We start from the raw sequence: 17,962 nt of genomic DNA, 5'->3' as shown, positions 1-17,962 counted from the left end.
GTTCGTCGGGGACCGGCCGGCGCAAAGCGCCAGCCCGGGCAATCCCGGACCTTGCCTCGGTGAAATTCTCCCCCGCCCTGGGGCGGGGGAGATTTGTTTTGAGCGCCGCTTACTTGGCGTCGTCGATCGCCTTGACCAGCTCGGTCACGGCCTCGTCCGAGGTCTTGATCTGGCCATGGACGAACTTCGAGACGACGTCCTTGTAGGCGTTGGCGACGGCCGGCGGGGCGCCATAGCCCTGGGCCAGCGAGCCGAACAGTGTGCCGCCCTCATTGGCCGCCTTCAGGTCGGCGATGCCCTTCTTGCCGCAAGCGTCGAAGTCGGTGTCAGGCACGTCGGTGCGGGCCGGAACCGAACCCTTGACGACGTTGAAGGCCGACTGGAAGCTCTTCGACAGCGTGGCGGTGGCAAGCGCTGCCTGGGCGGCCTTGCGGTCGTCCGGAACGTTGAACATGCCGAACATGTCGGAGTTGTAGATCACCGAGCCGTCGGTGCCCGGGAAGCGATAGCACAGGAAGTCGGTGCCCGGGGTCTTCTTGGCGGCGTGGAACTCGCCCTTGGCCCAGTCGCCCATGACCTGAACCAGCGCGTCGCCCTTGATGACCATGGCAGTGGCGAGGTTCCAGTCGCGGCCCGAGAAGTTCGGGTCGACATAGGTGACCAGCTTGGCGAGGTTGTCGAACGACTTCTTCATCGTGTCGGACTTCAGCGATTCCTCGTCGAGGTCGTTGAAGGCCTTCTTGTAGAATTCCGGGCCGCCGGTCGACAGCACGACGGAGTCGAACATCGTAGCTTCCTGCCAGTTCTGACCGCCGAGCGCGAGCGGGATGACGCCCGCGGCCTTGGCCTTGTCGAGCAAGGCGACGAAGTCGTCGAAGGTCTTCGGCTCGGCGCCGCCGATCTTGTCCATCACCGCCTTGTTGATCCACAGCCAGTTGACCGAGTGGACGTTGACCGGAGCCGCGACCCACTTGCCGTCATAGACCGAGAACTTCTGCAGGGCCGCCGGAACCGACTTGTCCCAGCCTTCCTTCTTCGCCGTCTCGGTCAGGTCGCCCATGACGCCGGCGGCGGCATAGTCGAGCACGGTGTAGCCGAGCATCTGCGAGGCGGTCGGGTAGTTGCCGGCCGCGACCATCGCCTTCAGCGCCGTCATCGCGGCGTCGCCGCCGCCGCCAGCCACCGGCACGTCCTTCCAGGCATAGCCTTCCTTGGACAGATCCTCCTTGAGGACGTTCAGAGCAGCCGCTTCGCCACCCGACGTCCACCAATGCAGCATCTGCACTTCCTTGACGTCGGCGGCATGCGCCGAAAACGCAAAGGTCGACGCAAGAGCCGTTCCGATAAGCAGTTTGCGCAACATGTAGTTCCTCCCTTGTTGCATGCACATAACCGACGGATGTCCGCCGGGGTCTCCCAACTCAGCCGACCCACCAACGGGTGCGCTGGCCGCGATGAAACTGGATTGTCTTTTCCTCTGTATAGTCCTCGACAGCGCGCTTGCCGAGTTCACGTCCGAGACCGGACTGTTTGTAGCCTCCGAACGGCAGCTCAGGGTTACCTTCCATGAACGTGTTCACCCAAACCGTCCCCGAACGCACACTCCGCGCCACCGACATGCAGGTGTCGATGCTGGCGCTCCACACACCCGCAGACAGACCATAGGGCGTGTTGTTGGCGATGTGCAATGCCCTTTCAATCGATTCAAAAGTCAGCACGGAAAGCACCGGCCCGAACACTTCTTCGCGCGCGACGGCCATATCCTCGGTGACGCCGCGGATGATGGTCGGATCGAGATACTGGCCGGCGTTTGACGCAAGCTGGCGGCCGCCTGCATAGACGGCGCCGCCGTCGCCGGCCGCAGCCGTCACATAGCCGGCTACCTTCGCGAGATGGTCGGTGGAGATCATCGCGCCGACCTTGGTGCGATCGTCGAGCGGATCGCCGACCGTCACCCTTGCGGTCAGCGCCTTGACGGCGGCGAGGAAGTCGTCGGCGATCGCTTCATGCACGATCAGCCGGCTGCCGGCATTGCAGCATTCGCCGGCATTGAAGAAGCCGCCGAACACCGCGGCGTCGGCGGCGGCTTCGAGATCGGCGTCGGGGAAGACGATCTGGCCATTCTTGCCGCCGAGTTCCATCGACACCTTTTTCAGGGAATTCGAGGCGGCAGCCATGGTCATCTTGCCGACCCGGGTCGAGCCGGTGAAGGACACCATCTCGACCAGCGGATGGCTGACCATCGGCGCGCCGACATCGCCGCCCAAGCCGGCGAGGATGTTGACGACGCCGGCGGGGAGGCCTGCTTCGAGCAGGATGTCGCCGAGCACGAAGGTCGAGGCCGAGGTCATCTCGCTCGGCTTGACCACCGCCGTGCAGCCGGCGGCGAGCGCGAAGGGCAGTTTCTGGCTGACGATCAGGAAGGGGAAATTCCACGGCGTGATGATCGAGACGACGCCGATCGGCTCGCGCAGCACGACGCCGAGCATCGCGTCGCCGAGATTGGCATAGCTCTCGCCATGCAGCGTGCGGGCGAGCGAGGCGGCATAGCGCCAGATGTCGACGGCGCCGCCGATCTCGCCGCGCGCCTGGGCGATCGGCTTGCCGGATTCCAGCGCGTCGAGCCTGGCAATCTCTTCCAGTCGGACCTCGATCAGGTCGGCCGCCTTGAGCAGGATGGCAGCGCGCTCGGAGGCCTTCATGCGTGGCCAGGGGCCGGCCTCGAAGGCCCTGTGCGCGGCGGCCACCGCGGCCTCGACTTCCGCCTCGCCGGCCTGCGCATAGAGCGAGACGGCGAAGCCATGACCGGGACTCTTGCGCTCCAGCGAGCGGCCGTCGCGGGCCTCGACATGCTTGCCGTCGATCAGCAGCTTGTAGGTCTTCGGCGCCGCGGACGCCTCGGCCGGCATGGTAATCTTGAGGGGTGCGTTCATCGGATTCCTCTAGGACCTCGAAAAGGCCGGCTTCTGCTTGGCCTTGAAGGCATCGACGCCGGCCTTGAGGTCGCCGGTCAGCGCGATGAAGCCGCTGGCCAGCGCTTCCGTGGCTGCAGCACTCTCCTCGCCTTCGGCGACCGCGATCATCAGCTTGGCGGCTTCGGTCGCCAGCGGCCCGCGCTCGGCGATTTTTTCTCCCCATGTCCTGGCCTCGGCGAGCGCCTTGCCGGTCTCGACGACGCGGTCGACAACGCCGAGCGCAAGCGCTTCGCTCGCCAGCAGGACTTCGCCTCCAATGGTCATGCGCCGCACCGCCTGCGCGCCGAAGCGGCGCACGGCGCGCTGCGTGCCAGACCAGCCGGGAACGACGCCGATCGAGGTTTCGGGAAAGCCGAGCTTCACCTGTGTCTCCGCGACGCGGAAATCGCAGGCCACCGCCAGCTCCAGGCCGCCGCCCAGGGCATGGCCGGACAGCACCGCGATGGTCGGCTGCCGGAGCCGTGCCAGCCGGTCGAAGACACGGTGGCCATAGCGGACCCATTGCACCTGGAAATCGGCGGCGCTCAATTGCGCCCAGGCCTCGACGTCGCCGCCGGCGCAAAAGCCCTTGCCTTCGCCACGGACGAGCACGACACGCACGCCTTCGGCCAGCTCCGCCTCGTCGAGTGCCGCTTCGAGCGCGCGCAGCATCGGAATGTCCAGCGCGTTGAACTTTTCCGGCCGGCGCAGCGTGACGATGCCGATGGCGCCGTCCTGTTCGAAGCTGACGAGACGATCAGCCATGCGCGCCTCCGAGCGAAGCGCCGCCATTCAGCGATAGGCCGATCGGCCGATCCTGGTAGAGCGACGCCGGCGTCACCTTGAGGTCATTGGCAATGCCGAGCGGAATGTCGGCCTGCGCCAACACATCGCGCTCGAGATCGATGCCGGGCGCCAGCTCGGTCACCATCAACCCGTCGGGCGTCAGCTTCATCACGCAGCGCTCGGTGACATAGGTGATGTCCTGCCCTTGCGCGACCGCGCGCTTGCCGGAGAAGGAGATGTGCTCGACCTCTTCGACGACCTTCTTGACCTTGCCTTCCTGGTCGATGCGGATGCAGCCGTCAGCCAGCGACAGCTTGGCGCCGGCGTTGAAGAAGCCGGAGAAGACGATCTTCTTCGCCCGCGAGGTGATGTCGACGAACCCGCCGGCGCCGGCGGTGACATGCGGCCGCGCCGAAAGCTTCGAGACATTGACCGAGCCATGGCGGTCGATCTGCAGGAAGGACAAGAGCGAGGCGTCGAAGCCGCCGGCCTGGAAGTAGATGAACTGGTGCGGCGAGGGCATGATCGCCTCGGCATTGGAGGCGCAGCCGAACTTGAAGTCGAGCAGCGGCACGCCGCCTACGGCGCCCTGCTCGATCACCCAGGTGACCTTGCCGTGCTGGCCTTCCTCCAGAAGGATGCGCGGCACGTTGGCGGAGATGCCGAAGCCGATGTTGACAGCCATGCCGTCGCGCAACTCCATGGCGACGCGGCGCGCGATCACCTTCTGGACGTTCATCTCCGCGTTGCGGAAGGTCGACAGCGGCCGGAAGATCTCGCCGGAGATCGCCGGATCGTAAGGGGTCAGCGTCGTCTGCAGCTGATCGGGCGCGACGACGATGTGGTCGACGAGCACCCCAGGCACACGGACGTCGTGCGGCTTCAGCGTGCCATTCTCGACGACGCGTTTGACCTGCGCGATGACGACGCCGCCATTGTTGCGGGCGGCGAGAGCCTGCTCCAGCCCGCCGAGATAGGCGCCTTCGTGCTCATAGGTGAGGTTGCCGCGCTCGTCGGCGGTGGTGGCGCGGATGATCGAGACGTTGGGAACGATGGCGCGGAAATAGAGCCATTCCTCGCCGTCGAACTGCTGCACCGATACGATCGGCTCGCTGGCCGCCGCGTTCATGGCGCAGCCCTGGTGGCGGGGATCGGCGAAAGTGTCGAGACCAACCTTGGTCAGCACCCCCGGCCGCTTGGCGGCGGCCTCGCGGTGCATGTCGAACAGGATGCCGGACGGCACATTGTAGGCCGCGACCGAATTGTCGCCGATCATCTTCCAGATCTGCGGCGGCTCGGCGGAGGACGGCCCGGAAGGGTAGGAGCCGCAAAGCGTGCGCTTCAACAGGCCGGGTTTCGCCAGATGATCGATGCCCTTGATGCCGTACATGTCACCGGCGGCGATCGGGTGCAGCGTGGTGATGGCCTTCGGGTGGCCTTCAGCGTCGAAGCGCTCGCCGATCGCGGCAAGCACGGCGTCCGGGCAGCCGAGGCCGCTCGACGACGACACCGACACGACCATGCCGTCCTTGATCAGGCTGGCGGCTTGCGCCGCGGAAATGACCTTGCTCACGCCGCGCTCCCGAGTTTCGGATCGATGGTGACGGCCTTGCCCGATTTGGCCGATTGCAGCGCGGCTTCAGCCGCTGCCAGCGACCAGACACCGTCCTCGCCGGTGGCGGAAGGCCGGCCTTCGCCGCGGATCGCGGCATGGAACTGGCGCAGCGAGCGCGCGTAGAGGTCCTCGCGGTCGAAGCTCAGCTCTTCCTCGCCGGCGCCCGTGCGTAACAGCACCGAGCCGACCGGCTTCTGGGTCATGACATTGGTGGCGAACAGCGAACCTTCCGAGCCGTGCACCTCGAAGCCGGTGCCGGCGAATTTCGTCGTGAAGCCCTCATGCGACTGGGCGATGACGCCCGATTTGAAGCGCCAGATGCACATGGCGCCGTCCTCCAGCCCGCTGCCGGCCATGCCGGCGCTTTGCGTGAAGGCGGAAATCTCGACCGGATCGTCGCCGAGCACGAAGCGCAGCGTGTCGGCATCATGCACTGTGATGTCGAGCACCACGCCGCCGCCGGCCTCGGGCTTGCTGATGCGCCAGCCCTGGAGGCTCTCCGGCAGGTAGACGGAATGGAAGACGCGCGCCGCGACCGGCTTGCCGATCCTGCCGGCGGCGATCGCCTCGCGCATGGCGCGATGCGCGCCGGCATTGCGCAGATGATGGTTGGTGCCGAGCACGACACCGGCAGCGTTGGCGGCGGCGACCATCTTCCTGGCATCGGCGCTGGTCAGCGCCAGCGGCTTTTCGCACAGCACATGCTTGCCCGCCTCGATCGCGGCAAGCGCTTGTTCAAGATGCAACTCGTTGGTGGTCGAGATGTAGACGGCGTCGACGCCGGCGCTGAGCAGATCGGCGAGTGTCGAGACGCCGCGCGGAATGCCGTTCTCGCCGGCATAGGTGCTGGCGCGCTCGGGGCTGGAACTCATCACCGCAACGACCTCGCCATCGCCTTGCGCGCGGATGGCTTTGATCATGAACTGCCTGGCGATCGTGCTGGCGCCGATCAGTCCCCATCTGACGGTCATGCCGCGTCTCCCATTCCCGGACGGCGCGGGCGGTCCGGCCCGCAGCTTTCCCTGACCACCAGGTTGACCGCGCCGATGTGGTCCTCGGCGCGGGTGGTGCGCGACTGGATCATCTTCAGCATGGCATGGGCGGCGCGCTCGCCGAGGCCGGCCGCGTCGACCGCGACGCTGGTCAGCGCGGGCATGTAGTGTTCGGCCTCGGTCACGTCGTCGAAGCCGACGACGGCGAAATCCGCGCCGGGCTCCAGTCCGTGCTTGCGCAGCGCCAGCATGGCGCCGAAGGCGACCGCGTCGTTGAAGCAAAGCGCGGCCGTCGGCGGCTCGGCCATGGCGATGGCGGTATCCAGGCAGGCGATGCCGCCCTTGCGGCTGGTCTCACCTTCGAAGACCAGCGTGTCGGCGGCGGCAATGCCCAGCGTCGCGCAGGCCTCGCGGAAACCGCCGAGCCGCTCGTGATAGACGACGAGGTCGGAAGAACCGCCGAAGAAGGCCAGCCGGCGATGGCCCTTGCCGATCAGGTGGGCGGTGGCGAGAAAGGCGCCGCGATGATTGTCGGGCGCGATCACCGGGATGCGGCTCTCGGGCAGCCGGCGCATGGCGAAGACAACGGGAACGCCGGCTGTCTCGATGCGGCGGAAAGCGCCCGGCGTGGTGCCGCGCGCCGGCGACACGATTAGCCCGGCGACGCCCTGCTCCATCAGCGACTTCAGCACTTCTTCCTGGCGCACCGGGTTCTCGGCCGTGTTGGCGATGAAGGGCACGATGCCGGCCGACTGGAAGACGCGCTCCATGCCGACCGCCAGCTCGGTGAAGAAGGGATTGGTGAGGTCGTTGATGACCATGCCGATGACGTTGGAGTGAGCCTTGCGCAAATTGGCGGCGCCGCGGTTGTAAACGTAGCCGACATCCTCGATCGCCTTGCGCACCTTGACCGCCGTCTCGGGCCGGATCAGCCCGCTGCCCTGCAGCACGAGCGACACCGTCGACTTGGACACGCCCGCCTCGCGGGCGATGTCGAGTATCGTCGCCTTGGCCCGGCTGGCCATCCAGATCGTTCCTCCCAATTGGTCAAATTTATTGGAACGTTCTAATCACGGGATGCAGCGAGAGTCAATCCGGTTTTCTGGAAAACGGAAAAATCGACAATTCTCTTACATCAACGCCTTATTCGGTAAGGGATGCTGTGTTGCGTTGCAAGCATTCCGGCGAACCGAGGCGCCAAAATCATAAAGCTTCTTGATTTATTGGAACGTTCCATCTATAGGCGCTGCCAAAGGGAGAGTTTCATGGACATCACCTTGCCGGGCGAGGGTGGCCGTCGCGCCAGCTACCGGCTTCTCGGCCGGCCTGCGCAGCCGGTTGCCGGGGCGCGCTTTTCGCGCATCGCCTATGCCGCCGCCCATGTCGTCGCCGACCCGCTTGCGATGACCGACCCGTGGTCGCTGCCCGTCGTCGACTGGGACAGGACGATGGCGTTCCGCCATCACCTGTGGCGGCTCGGCTTCCGCATCGCCGAGGCGATGGACACCTCGCAGCGCGGCATGGGTTTCGACTGGGCAAGCGCGAAGGAATTGATCCGCCGCTCGATCGCAGAGGCGCGGACCGCCGAAGGGGCCGATCTCGCTTCCGGGGCGGGCACCGATCATCTGGCGCGTTCCGCGGCGAGCACGCTCGACGATGTGATTGCCGCCTATGAGGAGCAGTTCGGCTTCATCGAGGGGCAGGGCGGCAAGGCGATCATGATGGCGAGCCGCGCGCTGGCGGTGGTCGCCAAAGGTCCGGACGACTATGCCCGCGTCTACGACCGGATTCTGGCGCAGGCGTCCGGCAAGGTGATCCTGCACTGGCTGGGCGACATGTTCGACCCGGCCCTGAAGGGATACTGGGGCAGTGGTGATTTCGAGACGGCGCTCGATACGGTCGTGGCCATCATCGAGCGGCATGCCGGCAAGGTCGAGGGCATAAAGATATCGCTGCTCGATGCCGGCAAGGAGGTGGCGCTGCGGGACCGGTTGCCGGACGGCGTCGTCATGTTCACCGGCGACGACTTCAACTACCCAGAGCTGATCGCCGGCGACGGCAGCAAGCACTCGCATGCCTTGCTTGGGATTTTCGACGCCATCGCGCCGGTCGCCAACGCGGCGCTGGCCAGGCTCGCCGATGGCGACCGCGCCGGCTATGACGCGCTGATGGCGCCGACGGTGCCGCTGTCGCGCAAGATCTTCGAGGCGCCGACCGAGTACTATAAGGCCGGCATCGTCTTCATGGCCTGGCTCAACGGCCACCAGGAGCATTTCGCGATGGTCGGCGGCATGCAGTCGGCGCGCGGCATCCTGCATTATGCCGATGTATTCCGGCTGGCCGACCAGGCGGGATTGCTGGCCGACCCCGAGCTTGCGGTGGCCAGAATGAAGAGCCTCTGCGACGTCGCGGGTATTTGACCGCGACGCCCGATCGGTTGCGATCGAAGACCACAAATTTGCCTTGGCCGGACAAATCTGTTTTCCCTATGCGTCCCGAGGGGCGGGCGAAGACGGACAATGACGGGCAAAGTGGCGCTCATCACCGGCGTGACCGGGCAGGACGGAGCCTATCTGGCGCAATTGCTGCTTGAGAAGGGTTACGTCGTCCACGGCGTCAAACGCCGCTCGTCCTCGTTCAACACCGGGCGCATCGACGACATCTATGTCGATCCGCATGAGCGCGACGCGCGCCTCTTCCTGCACTATGGCGATCTGACCGACGCGGCCAACCTGATCCGCCTCGTGCAGGAGACGCGGCCCAACGAAATCTACAATCTTGGCGCCCAAAGCCACGTCCAGGTGAGTTTCGAGGAACCGGAATACACTGGCAACGCCAATGCGCTGGGGACGCTCAGGCTGCTGGAGGCGATCCGTATCCTCGGCCTTGAAAAGTCGGTGCGCTTCTATCAGGCCTCGACCTCCGAGCTCTACGGCAAGGCCTCGGAAGCGCCGCAGAACGAGACCACGCCCTTCCGTCCGCGCTCGCCCTATGCGGCGTCCAAGCTCTACGCCTACTGGACGACGGTCAACTATCGCGAGGCCTATGGCCTGTTCGCCGCCAACGGCATCCTGTTCAACCATGAGAGTCCGCGCCGTGGCGAGACCTTCGTCACCCGCAAGATCACGCGCGCCGTGGCCGCGATCCATCACCGGCGGCAGGATACGCTCTATCTCGGCAATATCGACGCCAGGCGCGACTGGGGCCACGCGCGCGACTATGTCGAAGGCATGTGGCGCATCCTGCAGCATGACGAGGCCGACGACTTCGTGCTGGCGACCGGCGAGATGCATTCGGTGCGCGAATTCGTCGAGCTGGCTTTCGCCGAGACGGGACGCACCATCCAATGGCAGGGCCAGGGCGCCGACGAGGTCGGCATCGACGCCGCCTCAGGTGAGATTGTGGTGCGCATCGACCCGCGCTATTTCCGGCCGACCGAGGTCGACCACCTGGTCGGCGACGCGTCCAAGGCCAGGGAGAAGCTGGGCTGGTCGCACAGGACCGGGTTCAGGGAGCTGGTGGCGGAAATGGTGCAGGCCGATCTCAAGCGTTCGGCCGTGCCGTAGCGGCCGGTGAACGCGGTTCGGGGGCAAGTTCATGATTTTCGATCTCAGGGGAAAACGGGTGTTCGTCGCCGGGCATCGCGGCATGGTCGGCTCGGCGATCGTGCGCCGGCTGGCGGGCGAGGACTGCGAGATCCTGACGGTCGCGCGCAGCGAACTCGATCTGCTCGACCAGGCCGGCGTGCGGCGCTGGATGGCCGAGCACAAGCCGGACGCGGTGGTCATGGCGGCCGCCAAGGTCGGCGGCATCCTGGCCAACGACACGCTTCCGGTCGACTTCCTGCACGAGAACCTTGTCGTGCAGACCAATGTCATGGAGAGCGCGTTTCGCAGCGAGGTGCAAAAGCTGCTGTTCCTGGGCTCGTCCTGCATCTATCCAAAACACGCGCCGCAGCCGATCCCGGAAGACGCGCTGCTGACCGGGCCGCTCGAGCCCACCAATGAATGGTATGCGGTCGCCAAGATCGCCGGGCTGAAACTTTGCCAGGCCTACCGGCGGCAATATGGCGTCGACTACATCTCGGCGATGCCGACCAACCTCTATGGTCCGGGCGACAATTTCGACCTGACCAGCAGCCATGTCGTGCCGGCCCTGATGCGCAAGGCCCATGAGGTCAAGCGCGCCGGCGAGCGGACCCTTCAGGTCTGGGGATCGGGCAGGCCGATGCGCGAGTTCCTGCATGTCGACGATGCCGCTGACGCGCTGGTCTGGCTGTTGAATAACTATTCCGGCGATGGCCACGTCAATGTCGGCTCGGGAGAAGACATCAGCATTGGGGAGCTTGCCCGCACGATCCTGTCCGTGGTCGGCGAAGAAGCCACGGTCACCTTCGACGCGACCAAGCCGGACGGCACGCCGCGCAAGCTGATGGACGTGTCGCGCCTGTTTGCCACGGGCTGGCATCCGCGCTACTCGCTGCGCGATGGATTGGAACAGACCTATGCGTGGTTTCTCCGGCATGTCGAGAAAGGCGACGTCCGCCTCGGCGCGGGCTGAACCGCAAGCGCCGCTGATTGTGGCGACGCGAAGGGACGGGCTGGGCAGCCGCCTTCTGGCAATGGCCAATGCAAAGTCGGTCGCGGACGCGTTCGGCTACCGCTTCGGCTTCACCTGGAACCGGACGGCCGTTGCGGACAAGACCTTCCACGTCGTCGATGTCGTAGACAGGATCTTCTCCGCCGAATTCATCGAACGGCATTGGCTGGGGGCACGGATCAGAGAATCCGATTTCGACGTTCTCGATGGGGCCACCCTCAAGCGGCTCAGTCTTGAAGCTGGCAAGCGACAAGGAGATCCGAGCGGTTGGATCTGCGACGACTTTCGCGTCCTGGATCCTTTTCGCGGTGGCGAAGCCGGGCTCTTCGACGCATCCCGGGCGCTGCGCAGCTTCGGCTTCTCGGACAGCGTGCGGCAGGCGACCGACGCAGCCGCCCGCAATCGATTTCCACGCCCCATGGCCGCGCTGCATTTGCGCAGCGGCGACATTGTCCGTGGCAAATACCGGACGCGGCTGGTCTTCGGTCGCAAGGTCATCCCCGCGACGCTGGCCAAGGCGATCGTGAGGGAGTTGTCCTCGATGGGCCTGGCGACGCTGCTGATCGGAGAGGACCGCGCCACGCTCGACTATCTGAAGGCTGAAACCGGGGCGTCGCTGGCGGAGGACTTCGGAGCCGGCGCGTTCGAGGACCGGACGCAGCGGGCATTCTTCGAAATGGCGTTGATGGCGCAATGCCAGCGGATCCATGCAGGCAGCAGCATCTTTGCCTCGATTGCGTCGCTGATGGGCGGCATTCCCATGATCGGAACGAACACCCTGTTCGACAAATCCCGAGCCGCGGAAATCATCCTGGACGAATTGAAGGATCGCCAGGCAGACTATCATCCGCTCGAGGCTGCCTTCGGCTATCAAGCGGCCTTTCTCAACCTGGAAGACCGGATCGGTCCGGCGCAGGCGCGTGACATCCTCGAGAGGGCTCACGGGCTGGATCCGCAAAACGACGTCTATGCCCTGAAAATGGCCTCGGCCTATTTTCGCGAGCACGACTATCCGTCGGGCGAGGCTGTCTTGCGGTCGCGGATGGCAGCGCAATTCCAGGCCCGCCCGCAAATCCCATTGCCGATGATGAAAGTCCTCGGGGACGAGGCTTCGGGCGGCTTTGTCCTGATGAGGGACTTCGAATTCTTCCTCGCGGCGGCCAGGGCTGGCTATCCCTGTGCTGCGGCGTGCTCGGCCTGGATCCGCCAGCAGGTGTCGGCCGAGAGGAAGGCGGCGCTGGCGATGGCGCGGCAGGCGGTGACCGCGGAGCCGGCAAATCGCATGTTCAGGAAGATCGAACGGCGAATAAGGCAGGGTCGAAAACCGAAAGCGGGGCGGCTGGCGAAGTTAAGGTGGCGGCTCGCCGGACTGGCGCGGTTCTAACGCTCCGCGCCGAACCAGGAGGCGCGATCGCCCGGGGCATCGTTCGCCGATTTTTTCCGATTCGTTTGAACCAATCCATCGAGGGGCGCGACCCAGCGCCGCGTAACAAACGCGGTCATCAAGGAGAACGCCCATGTTTACTGTTTCAAGAAACGTCTTGCTTGCCGTCGTCGCCGCTTCGGTGGTCGCGGGCTGCAAGACGACCACCCCCTGGGATTGCGACAACCTCAAGCCGAACGTCACCTATCACGGCAAATGCTGCGGCATTGGCGATGCGCCCTGCCGCGAAGGCAAGAACGGCAACCACGACCACAGGCACGATCCCCGGCCGCAGTGAAGGCAGGGGATCAAGGCCGCAGGGAGTTGGTCGGGTCGTACTCCACCTTTTAGTTGCATCCTTCGTTCAATTGGTTGTGTTCCAGTCATATTGGCTGGCACGTATATGTTTGATAGCCGGCGCCCGCCCTTCGATGACCACGCCGGTCAGGCTCGGCATCTGCTGGCCTCCCCGCCACAGATGCCGGGCCGCTCCTTCCTCTGCGGGTGCTTCCGGTGCTTCGGTCCTCTTACAAGTCCTCGGCGGGGCGATTTGCCCAACAGGAGGTCGCAGTGGGTTAGCTGCAATCATCCAAAGCAGCTATCGCCGCGCCAGTCAGGGTCTTCGGCTGCTGCGTCGAGCATGCTAAAAATCGACATCTCGGAAGCGGGCGCACGCTTGGCATGTCCGCCAAGACGGTCGACAAGCCGCACGGGTCATCAGCACGATTTGTAAAAGGAGGCGGCCGAGAACGAGCGGTTTTTTGCGTGCCCCACGACGCGGGCAGGTCGCCAAGTTATTGAAAGGATGGTGGGCGTGACAAGGATTGAACTTGTGACCCCTGCAATGTCAATGCAGTGCTCTCCCGCTGAGCTACACGCCCATCCGATGCCGCGCATACACCATTTTTGATCCAGCACGTCAATAGGTGGAAAAATGAAAGAAGGGCTCGTTTTGTCGCGCCCCGAAGGCGCGCCGGGATCGAGCCGGAAACGCCTCAGGCCGCCTGCAGCATCTTTTCGACCTCGTTGACGAGGTCGCGCAGGTGGAACGGCTTCGACAGCACCTTGGCGTCCTTCGGCGCCTTGGAGTCGGGATTGAGCGCGACGGCGGCGAAGCCGGTGATGAACATCACCTTGAGGTCGGGGTCGATCTCGGTGGCGCGGCGCGCAAGCTCGATGCCGTCCATCTCCGGCATGACGATATCGGTCAGAAGCAGCGAGAACGGCTCCTCGCGCAAGCGTTCGTAGGCGCTGGCGCCATTGTCGAAATCGCTCACCTGATAGCCGGCGCGCTCCAGTGCCTTGACGAGGAACCGGCGCATATCGTCATCGTCTTCCGCCAGCAGAATGCGTGCCATCATATCCCGTCCGAATCACCCGCCCAACCTTGGCGCCGGGCTAGCCCGTTAACCATCCTGTATATGAGGAGGTGACGGTAAACATCAAGTGAACGAAGGCCGTATTATACTCAGTTCGGGCAGGGGTTCGGGGCGCCTAAAAGCTGGACATGCGGCTATCGAAATGGCAGTTTTGACTCATGATGCAGTGCTGTTTCCTGGTTCATTCACATTGAAGACGGCAGCCGAGGATTTTTCGGTCGTTCCACCCTTCGAAATCCGATCGGGCGCCGAGCAGCGCGTCCCCTTCCTGTTCAACTCGCCGCATAGCGGCCGCCACTATCCCGAACGCTTCCTGGCCATGGCCAGGCTCGACCGCAACGCCATCCGCCGGTCCGAGGATTGCTACGTCGACGAATTGTTCGGCGGCGCCATCGCGCTCGGCGCGCCGCTGCTGGCGGCGAATTTCCCGCGCGCCTATCTCGACGTGAACCGGGAACCCTGGGAGCTCGACCCGCGCATGTTCGCCGAGCCGGTGCCGTCCTTCTGCAACATCCGCTCGGCGCGAGTGGCTGGCGGATTGGGCACCGTGCCCAAGCTCGTCGGGGAGGGGCTCGACATCTATTCCGGCCGCTTGCCGCTGGCCGAGGCGGTGGCGCGCATCGAGACCGTGTACAAGCCCTATCACGAGACGCTGAAGCGGCTTTTGACCCGCACGCATGCCAGGTTCGGCTACGCGGTGCTGATCGACTGCCATTCGATGCCGGCAAGCATCAGGGTCGGCGACAACGGCGTGCGACCGGATTTCATCATCGGCGACCGTTTCGGGATTTCCGCGACGGCGGCGCTGACCGAGACGGCGATCGCCCTGCTCACCGGCATGGGCTACACGGTGGCCCACAACAAGCCCTATGCCGGCGGCTTCATCACCGAGCATTACGGCCGTCCGGCGCGCCATCTGCATGCGCTGCAGATCGAGGTCAATCGCGGGCTCTACATGAACGAGCGGACGTTCCAGAAATCCGCCGGCTTCGACGCGCTTGCCGACGACCTCACCCGCTTCTCGGCCGATCTAATGGCGATGCCGGACCATCATTTCGTCGATCTGCCGCTGGCCGCCGAATAAAGCCAGGCGCTCCCCGCCCGCGCCGCGAGCCGGTGAAAAAAAGACCGCATCGTTTTCACGACACGGTCGAAGTCTAGGGAGGAAACGCCCAAGGAGGGCATGGACAGGAAAACCTGTCCGAGAACAAATCTATTGTGCGATGCACAAATGTCAATCGACTTCAGGCTTTTTTAATTCACAGTGAATGGGAAATTGCGTTTCGGTGGCGTTTGCGTGACATTCAGGCAACAGTTGCCGCGGCGCTAAAGTGATCCCTCCCCTTGTTCCGGCAGGAAATCATCGGCAAAGGACGGCATGCTGCAAAGCGGGAGAATCAGTTGGACATCAGCATCGACTTTATCCGGCGCATCGCGCATGCCGCCGCCGCCGAGACCTTGCCGCGCTTCCGCAGCCAGGGCGCGGTAACCAACAAGGAGGCTGGCAGCTTCGATCCGGTCACCGAAGCCGATCGCGAGGCCGAGCGGGCGATCCGCGCACTGATATCGGCCGAGTATCCCGATCACGGCATTCTCGGCGAGGAGCACGGCAGCGAGAACATCTCCAGCCGGCATGTCTGGGTGATCGATCCGATCGACGGCACGCGTGCCTTCATCTCCGGCCTGCCGGTCTGGGGAACGCTGGTCGGACTGACCGTCGAGGGCGACGCCGTCGCCGGGCTGATGTCGCAGCCTTTCACCGGCGAGCTGTTCTATGCCAACGCGTCCGGTTCCCACTATGAGGGTCCGGGCGGGCCGCGCAAGCTTGCGACGCGCAAGACGACCGACCTCGCCAAGGCGACGCTGTTCACGACGACGCCGGCGCTGTTCAAGGGCGAGGCGCGCACGCGCTACGACCAGTTCGAAAAGCAGGTCCAGCTCGCCCGCTACGGCACCGATTGCTATGCCTTCGCCATGGTCGCCGCGGGAAGCGTCGACATCGTCGCCGACCCCGGGCTGAAACCCTATGACATCGTGGCGCTGATCCCGATCATCGAGAAGGCCGGCGGCGTCGTCACCACGTTTGAGGGCGGACCGGCGGAGAAGGGCGGGGACATCCTCGCTGGGGCGACGCCGGAGCTCCACGCGGCGGCGATGGCTGCTCTGCGCGGCTGAGAGCCCGCGGTCGTTGGTCCTGAGAGCAGGCTGTCAGCTGCCCTCGGTCATGGACGCCATGACAGTGCCCGGGCGCTGATCAGGGCGCGTCGCCGGTTCCGGGAATGAAGGCGTCGAAGGCGGCGAGAAGCTGCTCGCGATAGAGGTCCTTCTCCTGCAGGATCTCGTGGCGGGCGCCGTCGATCATCAGCAGCGAGCCGAGGCGCAGGCGCCTGGCATAGGCTTCCACCGCCTTGGTCGAGACGACCTGGTCGGCACCGGCGGCGATCACCAGCATCGGAACCTGGATCGCGCCCATGAAATCCGGATCGCCTATCTTGACGGAGGCCTCGGCCGCCGCCTTCAGCCAGCGGATCGTCGGCCCGCCGAGCGCCAGCTGCGGCCAGGCTTCGTAGATGCCGGTGTTGCGCCGGTAGCGCGCGGGATCCGACGTCACCTTGTTGATCTCGAACGGCGTCGTCTCCTTCGGTCGCGGTCCCATCGCGGCATAGAGCCGGCCAAGGCCGATCGCGCAGAACACCGTGCAGACGCGGCGGACGGTGCTTATCGACACCGGCAGATCGGGCAAGGTCAGGAAAGGCGCGATCAGCACCATGCGCCGCACCCGATTGACCATCGAAGGCGAGGCGAGCAGCGCGACCACCGCACCGGCGGAATGGGCCAGGATGTAGTAGGGCCCGCGACAGTCAGGCAGCACCACCTCCTCGAAGAACTGCTCGAGATCGCTGGCATAGTCGCGGAAGCTGCGGACGTAGCCTCGCTGCCGGTCGCCGATCAGCCGGTCGGAGCCGCCCTGGCCGCGCCAGTCGAGCGTGGCGACGCCGAAGCCGCGGCCGCAAAGATCGCGGATGGTCTCGAAATATTTCTCAACGCATTCGTTGCGGCCGGTGAGCAGGACCACGGTGCCCTTGAGCGGGCGGGTGGTGGCAGCAAAGACGCCGTAGCGGATCTTCTTGCGGTCACGCGTGGTGAAGAAGCCGCCGGCGGCGTTCTCCGGCGGCGGATTGTCCGGCGTCTGATAAAAGAGATCCGTCATTCGGCGTTTCGTTCTTTGCTCCGTCGCCCGAGCTGGCGAGGCGTCGCATGGTGATAGACGGCCATGCGGCAAAAGCAAAGGCGTCGCGGAGGTGAGGTGGAGACAACGAACGAGGCCGGAAGCAGCGTTGGCGGCCTCCGGCCTCTGTCGATCCGGGAGGAAGGGACGTTAACACCCGGCTCGGCCTCGTCGCGGCGTCTGTTGGGCGCGCCGCCTGGTCCTTGATCCTGGCCGCATCCTAACGCCGCCTGGCTGAACGCAGGCCGAAACCGCGGTTCATCTGCCGTTCATCGAGGCCGGAATGTCATGTCCGCAAAAAATCTTGAAATGCCCTTTTGCGCTTCCCAAATGTCTGGTGCGGTCGCCGATGTCGGGACCGCTGGCCCATCCGAAGCGCCATTCCGGGTTTCGCAGCGGCCAAACGCAAACTCTGTTGCTCAGTAGGAGAACACCCCATGCGTCACGTTGATTTTTCCCCGCTTTATCGTTCGACCGTCGGTTTCGACCGTCTCTTCACCATGCTCGATTCGCTCGGCCAGCCCGACGGCGCGCAGACCTATCCGCCCTACAACATCGAGCGCACCGGCGAGAACGCCTACCGTATCTCGATGGCGGTTGCCGGCTTCTCGGAAGACGAGATCTCGATCGAAGCCCACCGCAACGTGCTGACCGTCAAGGGTGAGCGCAAGGAAGAGGGCAATGGCGAGGGCTCCGAGCTGCTCTATCGCGGCATCGCGTCCAGGGCTTTCGAGCGGCGTTTCCAGCTCGCCGACCATGTCGAGGTCGAGGGCGCCACGCTGAAGAACGGCCTGCTCTTCGTCGACCTCAAGCGCAACATCCCCGAGGAGCTGAAGCCGCGCAAGATCGCGATCACCCAGTCCTCGGACAAGGCCAGGCAGATCGAGGCCAAGGCGGCCGCCTAAGCGCGGGCTCCATCCTCAAAAGTCCGTCTCCTCCCGAGACGAAAGCGGCGCCGAGAGGCGCCGCTTTTTGTTTGCGCGGA

At 64.9% G+C, this 17,962-nt stretch carries 16 protein-coding genes and 1 tRNA gene; 8 read left to right on the top strand and 9 right to left on the bottom strand.

The window, feature by feature from the left end; translation table 11 throughout:
• Positions 1–109: 109 nt before the first annotated feature.
• Genes EN786_RS02635 through EN786_RS02610 form a run of 6 tightly spaced genes read right to left on the bottom strand, consistent with a single transcriptional unit; the run spans position 110 to position 7,372 of the window.
• A complete protein-coding gene (locus tag EN786_RS02635) occupies positions 110–1,363 on the bottom strand; it encodes an ABC transporter substrate-binding protein (protein ID WP_126058402.1) in 1,254 nt (417 codons plus the stop codon).
• Between the two features lie 58 nt (positions 1,364–1,421).
• A complete protein-coding gene (locus tag EN786_RS02630) occupies positions 1,422–2,933 on the bottom strand; it encodes an aldehyde dehydrogenase family protein (protein ID WP_127310894.1) in 1,512 nt (503 codons plus the stop codon).
• Between the two features lie 9 nt (positions 2,934–2,942).
• Entirely contained in the window at positions 2,943–3,719 is a 777-nt protein-coding gene (locus EN786_RS02625) for an enoyl-CoA hydratase/isomerase family protein (RefSeq protein WP_127284378.1), read from the bottom strand.
• Complete coding sequence (locus EN786_RS02620) at positions 3,712–5,313, bottom strand: acyl CoA:acetate/3-ketoacid CoA transferase (protein ID WP_127310895.1); 1,602 nt, start codon at positions 5,311–5,313, stop codon at positions 3,712–3,714. The genes EN786_RS02625 and EN786_RS02620 overlap by 8 nt, the downstream gene beginning before the upstream one ends.
• Positions 5,310–6,326, bottom strand: coding sequence for a Gfo/Idh/MocA family oxidoreductase (locus EN786_RS02615; protein WP_127284380.1), 1,017 nt, complete (start codon positions 6,324–6,326; stop codon positions 5,310–5,312). Before EN786_RS02615 ends, EN786_RS02620 begins: the two co-directional genes overlap by 4 nt.
• Positions 6,323–7,372, bottom strand: a complete 1,050-nt coding sequence (locus EN786_RS02610; RefSeq protein WP_127284381.1) for a LacI family DNA-binding transcriptional regulator — start codon at positions 7,370–7,372, stop codon at positions 6,323–6,325. Before EN786_RS02610 ends, EN786_RS02615 begins: the two co-directional genes overlap by 4 nt.
• A gap of 240 nt (positions 7,373–7,612) precedes the next feature.
• Here EN786_RS02610 and EN786_RS02605 point away from each other — a divergent pair, with 240 nt between their 5' ends.
• The 5 genes from EN786_RS02605 (at position 7,613) to EN786_RS02585 (ending at position 12,667) form a co-directional block, all read left to right on the top strand.
• Positions 7,613–8,767: a dihydrodipicolinate synthase family protein gene (locus EN786_RS02605; RefSeq protein ID WP_127284382.1), complete on the top strand. Its 1,155-nt coding sequence runs from the start codon at positions 7,613–7,615 to the stop codon at positions 8,765–8,767.
• 99 nt (positions 8,768–8,866) lie between these two features.
• A complete protein-coding gene (gene gmd / locus EN786_RS02600; RefSeq protein WP_127284383.1) occupies positions 8,867–9,913 on the top strand; it encodes a GDP-mannose 4,6-dehydratase in 1,047 nt (348 codons plus the stop codon).
• 31 nt (positions 9,914–9,944) lie between these two features.
• The gene (locus EN786_RS02595; RefSeq protein WP_127284384.1) at positions 9,945–10,907 is read left to right on the top strand and encodes a GDP-L-fucose synthase; all 963 of its coding nucleotides are present in this window, start codon (positions 9,945–9,947) and stop codon (positions 10,905–10,907) included.
• Entirely contained in the window at positions 10,852–12,330 is a 1,479-nt protein-coding gene (locus EN786_RS02590) for a hypothetical protein (protein WP_245478316.1), read from the top strand. The genes EN786_RS02595 and EN786_RS02590 overlap by 56 nt, the downstream gene beginning before the upstream one ends.
• A 133-nt stretch (positions 12,331–12,463) precedes the next feature.
• Positions 12,464–12,667, top strand: a complete 204-nt coding sequence (locus EN786_RS02585) for a hypothetical protein (protein WP_127284385.1) — start codon at positions 12,464–12,466, stop codon at positions 12,665–12,667.
• A gap of 508 nt (positions 12,668–13,175) precedes the next feature.
• Here EN786_RS02585 and EN786_RS02580 read toward each other — a convergent pair.
• A tRNA-Val gene (locus tag EN786_RS02580) sits at positions 13,176–13,250 on the bottom strand.
• Between the two features lie 114 nt (positions 13,251–13,364).
• A complete protein-coding gene (locus tag EN786_RS02575; protein ID WP_006199474.1) occupies positions 13,365–13,727 on the bottom strand; it encodes a response regulator in 363 nt (120 codons plus the stop codon).
• 163 nt (positions 13,728–13,890) lie between these two features.
• On the opposite strand from EN786_RS02575, the gene EN786_RS02570 reads away from it, so the two are divergent.
• Positions 13,891–14,832, top strand: a complete 942-nt coding sequence (locus EN786_RS02570; protein ID WP_127285164.1) for an N-formylglutamate amidohydrolase — start codon at positions 13,891–13,893, stop codon at positions 14,830–14,832.
• A gap of 317 nt (positions 14,833–15,149) precedes the next feature.
• Entirely contained in the window at positions 15,150–15,923 is a 774-nt protein-coding gene (gene hisN / locus EN786_RS02565; RefSeq protein ID WP_127285163.1) for a histidinol-phosphatase, read from the top strand.
• Positions 15,924–16,002: 79 nt separating this feature from the next.
• Here hisN and EN786_RS02560 read toward each other — a convergent pair whose 3' ends face one another.
• Positions 16,003–16,959: an alpha/beta hydrolase gene (locus EN786_RS02560; RefSeq protein WP_127285162.1), complete on the bottom strand. Its 957-nt coding sequence runs from the start codon at positions 16,957–16,959 to the stop codon at positions 16,003–16,005.
• A 455-nt stretch (positions 16,960–17,414) separates the two neighbouring features.
• On the opposite strand from EN786_RS02560, the gene EN786_RS02555 reads away from it, so the two are divergent.
• On the top strand, positions 17,415–17,882 hold the full coding sequence (locus EN786_RS02555; RefSeq protein ID WP_126058414.1) for an Hsp20 family protein: 468 nt from the start codon (positions 17,415–17,417) through the stop codon (positions 17,880–17,882).
• Positions 17,883–17,962 lie beyond the last annotated feature (80 nt).

Source organism: Mesorhizobium sp. M4B.F.Ca.ET.143.01.1.1 (genome assembly GCF_004792275.1).
Lineage (GTDB): Bacteria > Pseudomonadota > Alphaproteobacteria > Rhizobiales > Rhizobiaceae > Mesorhizobium > Mesorhizobium abyssinicae.
The sequence above is the reverse complement of the archived record's forward strand: the minus strand, read 5'-3'. Positions and strand labels throughout refer to the sequence as shown.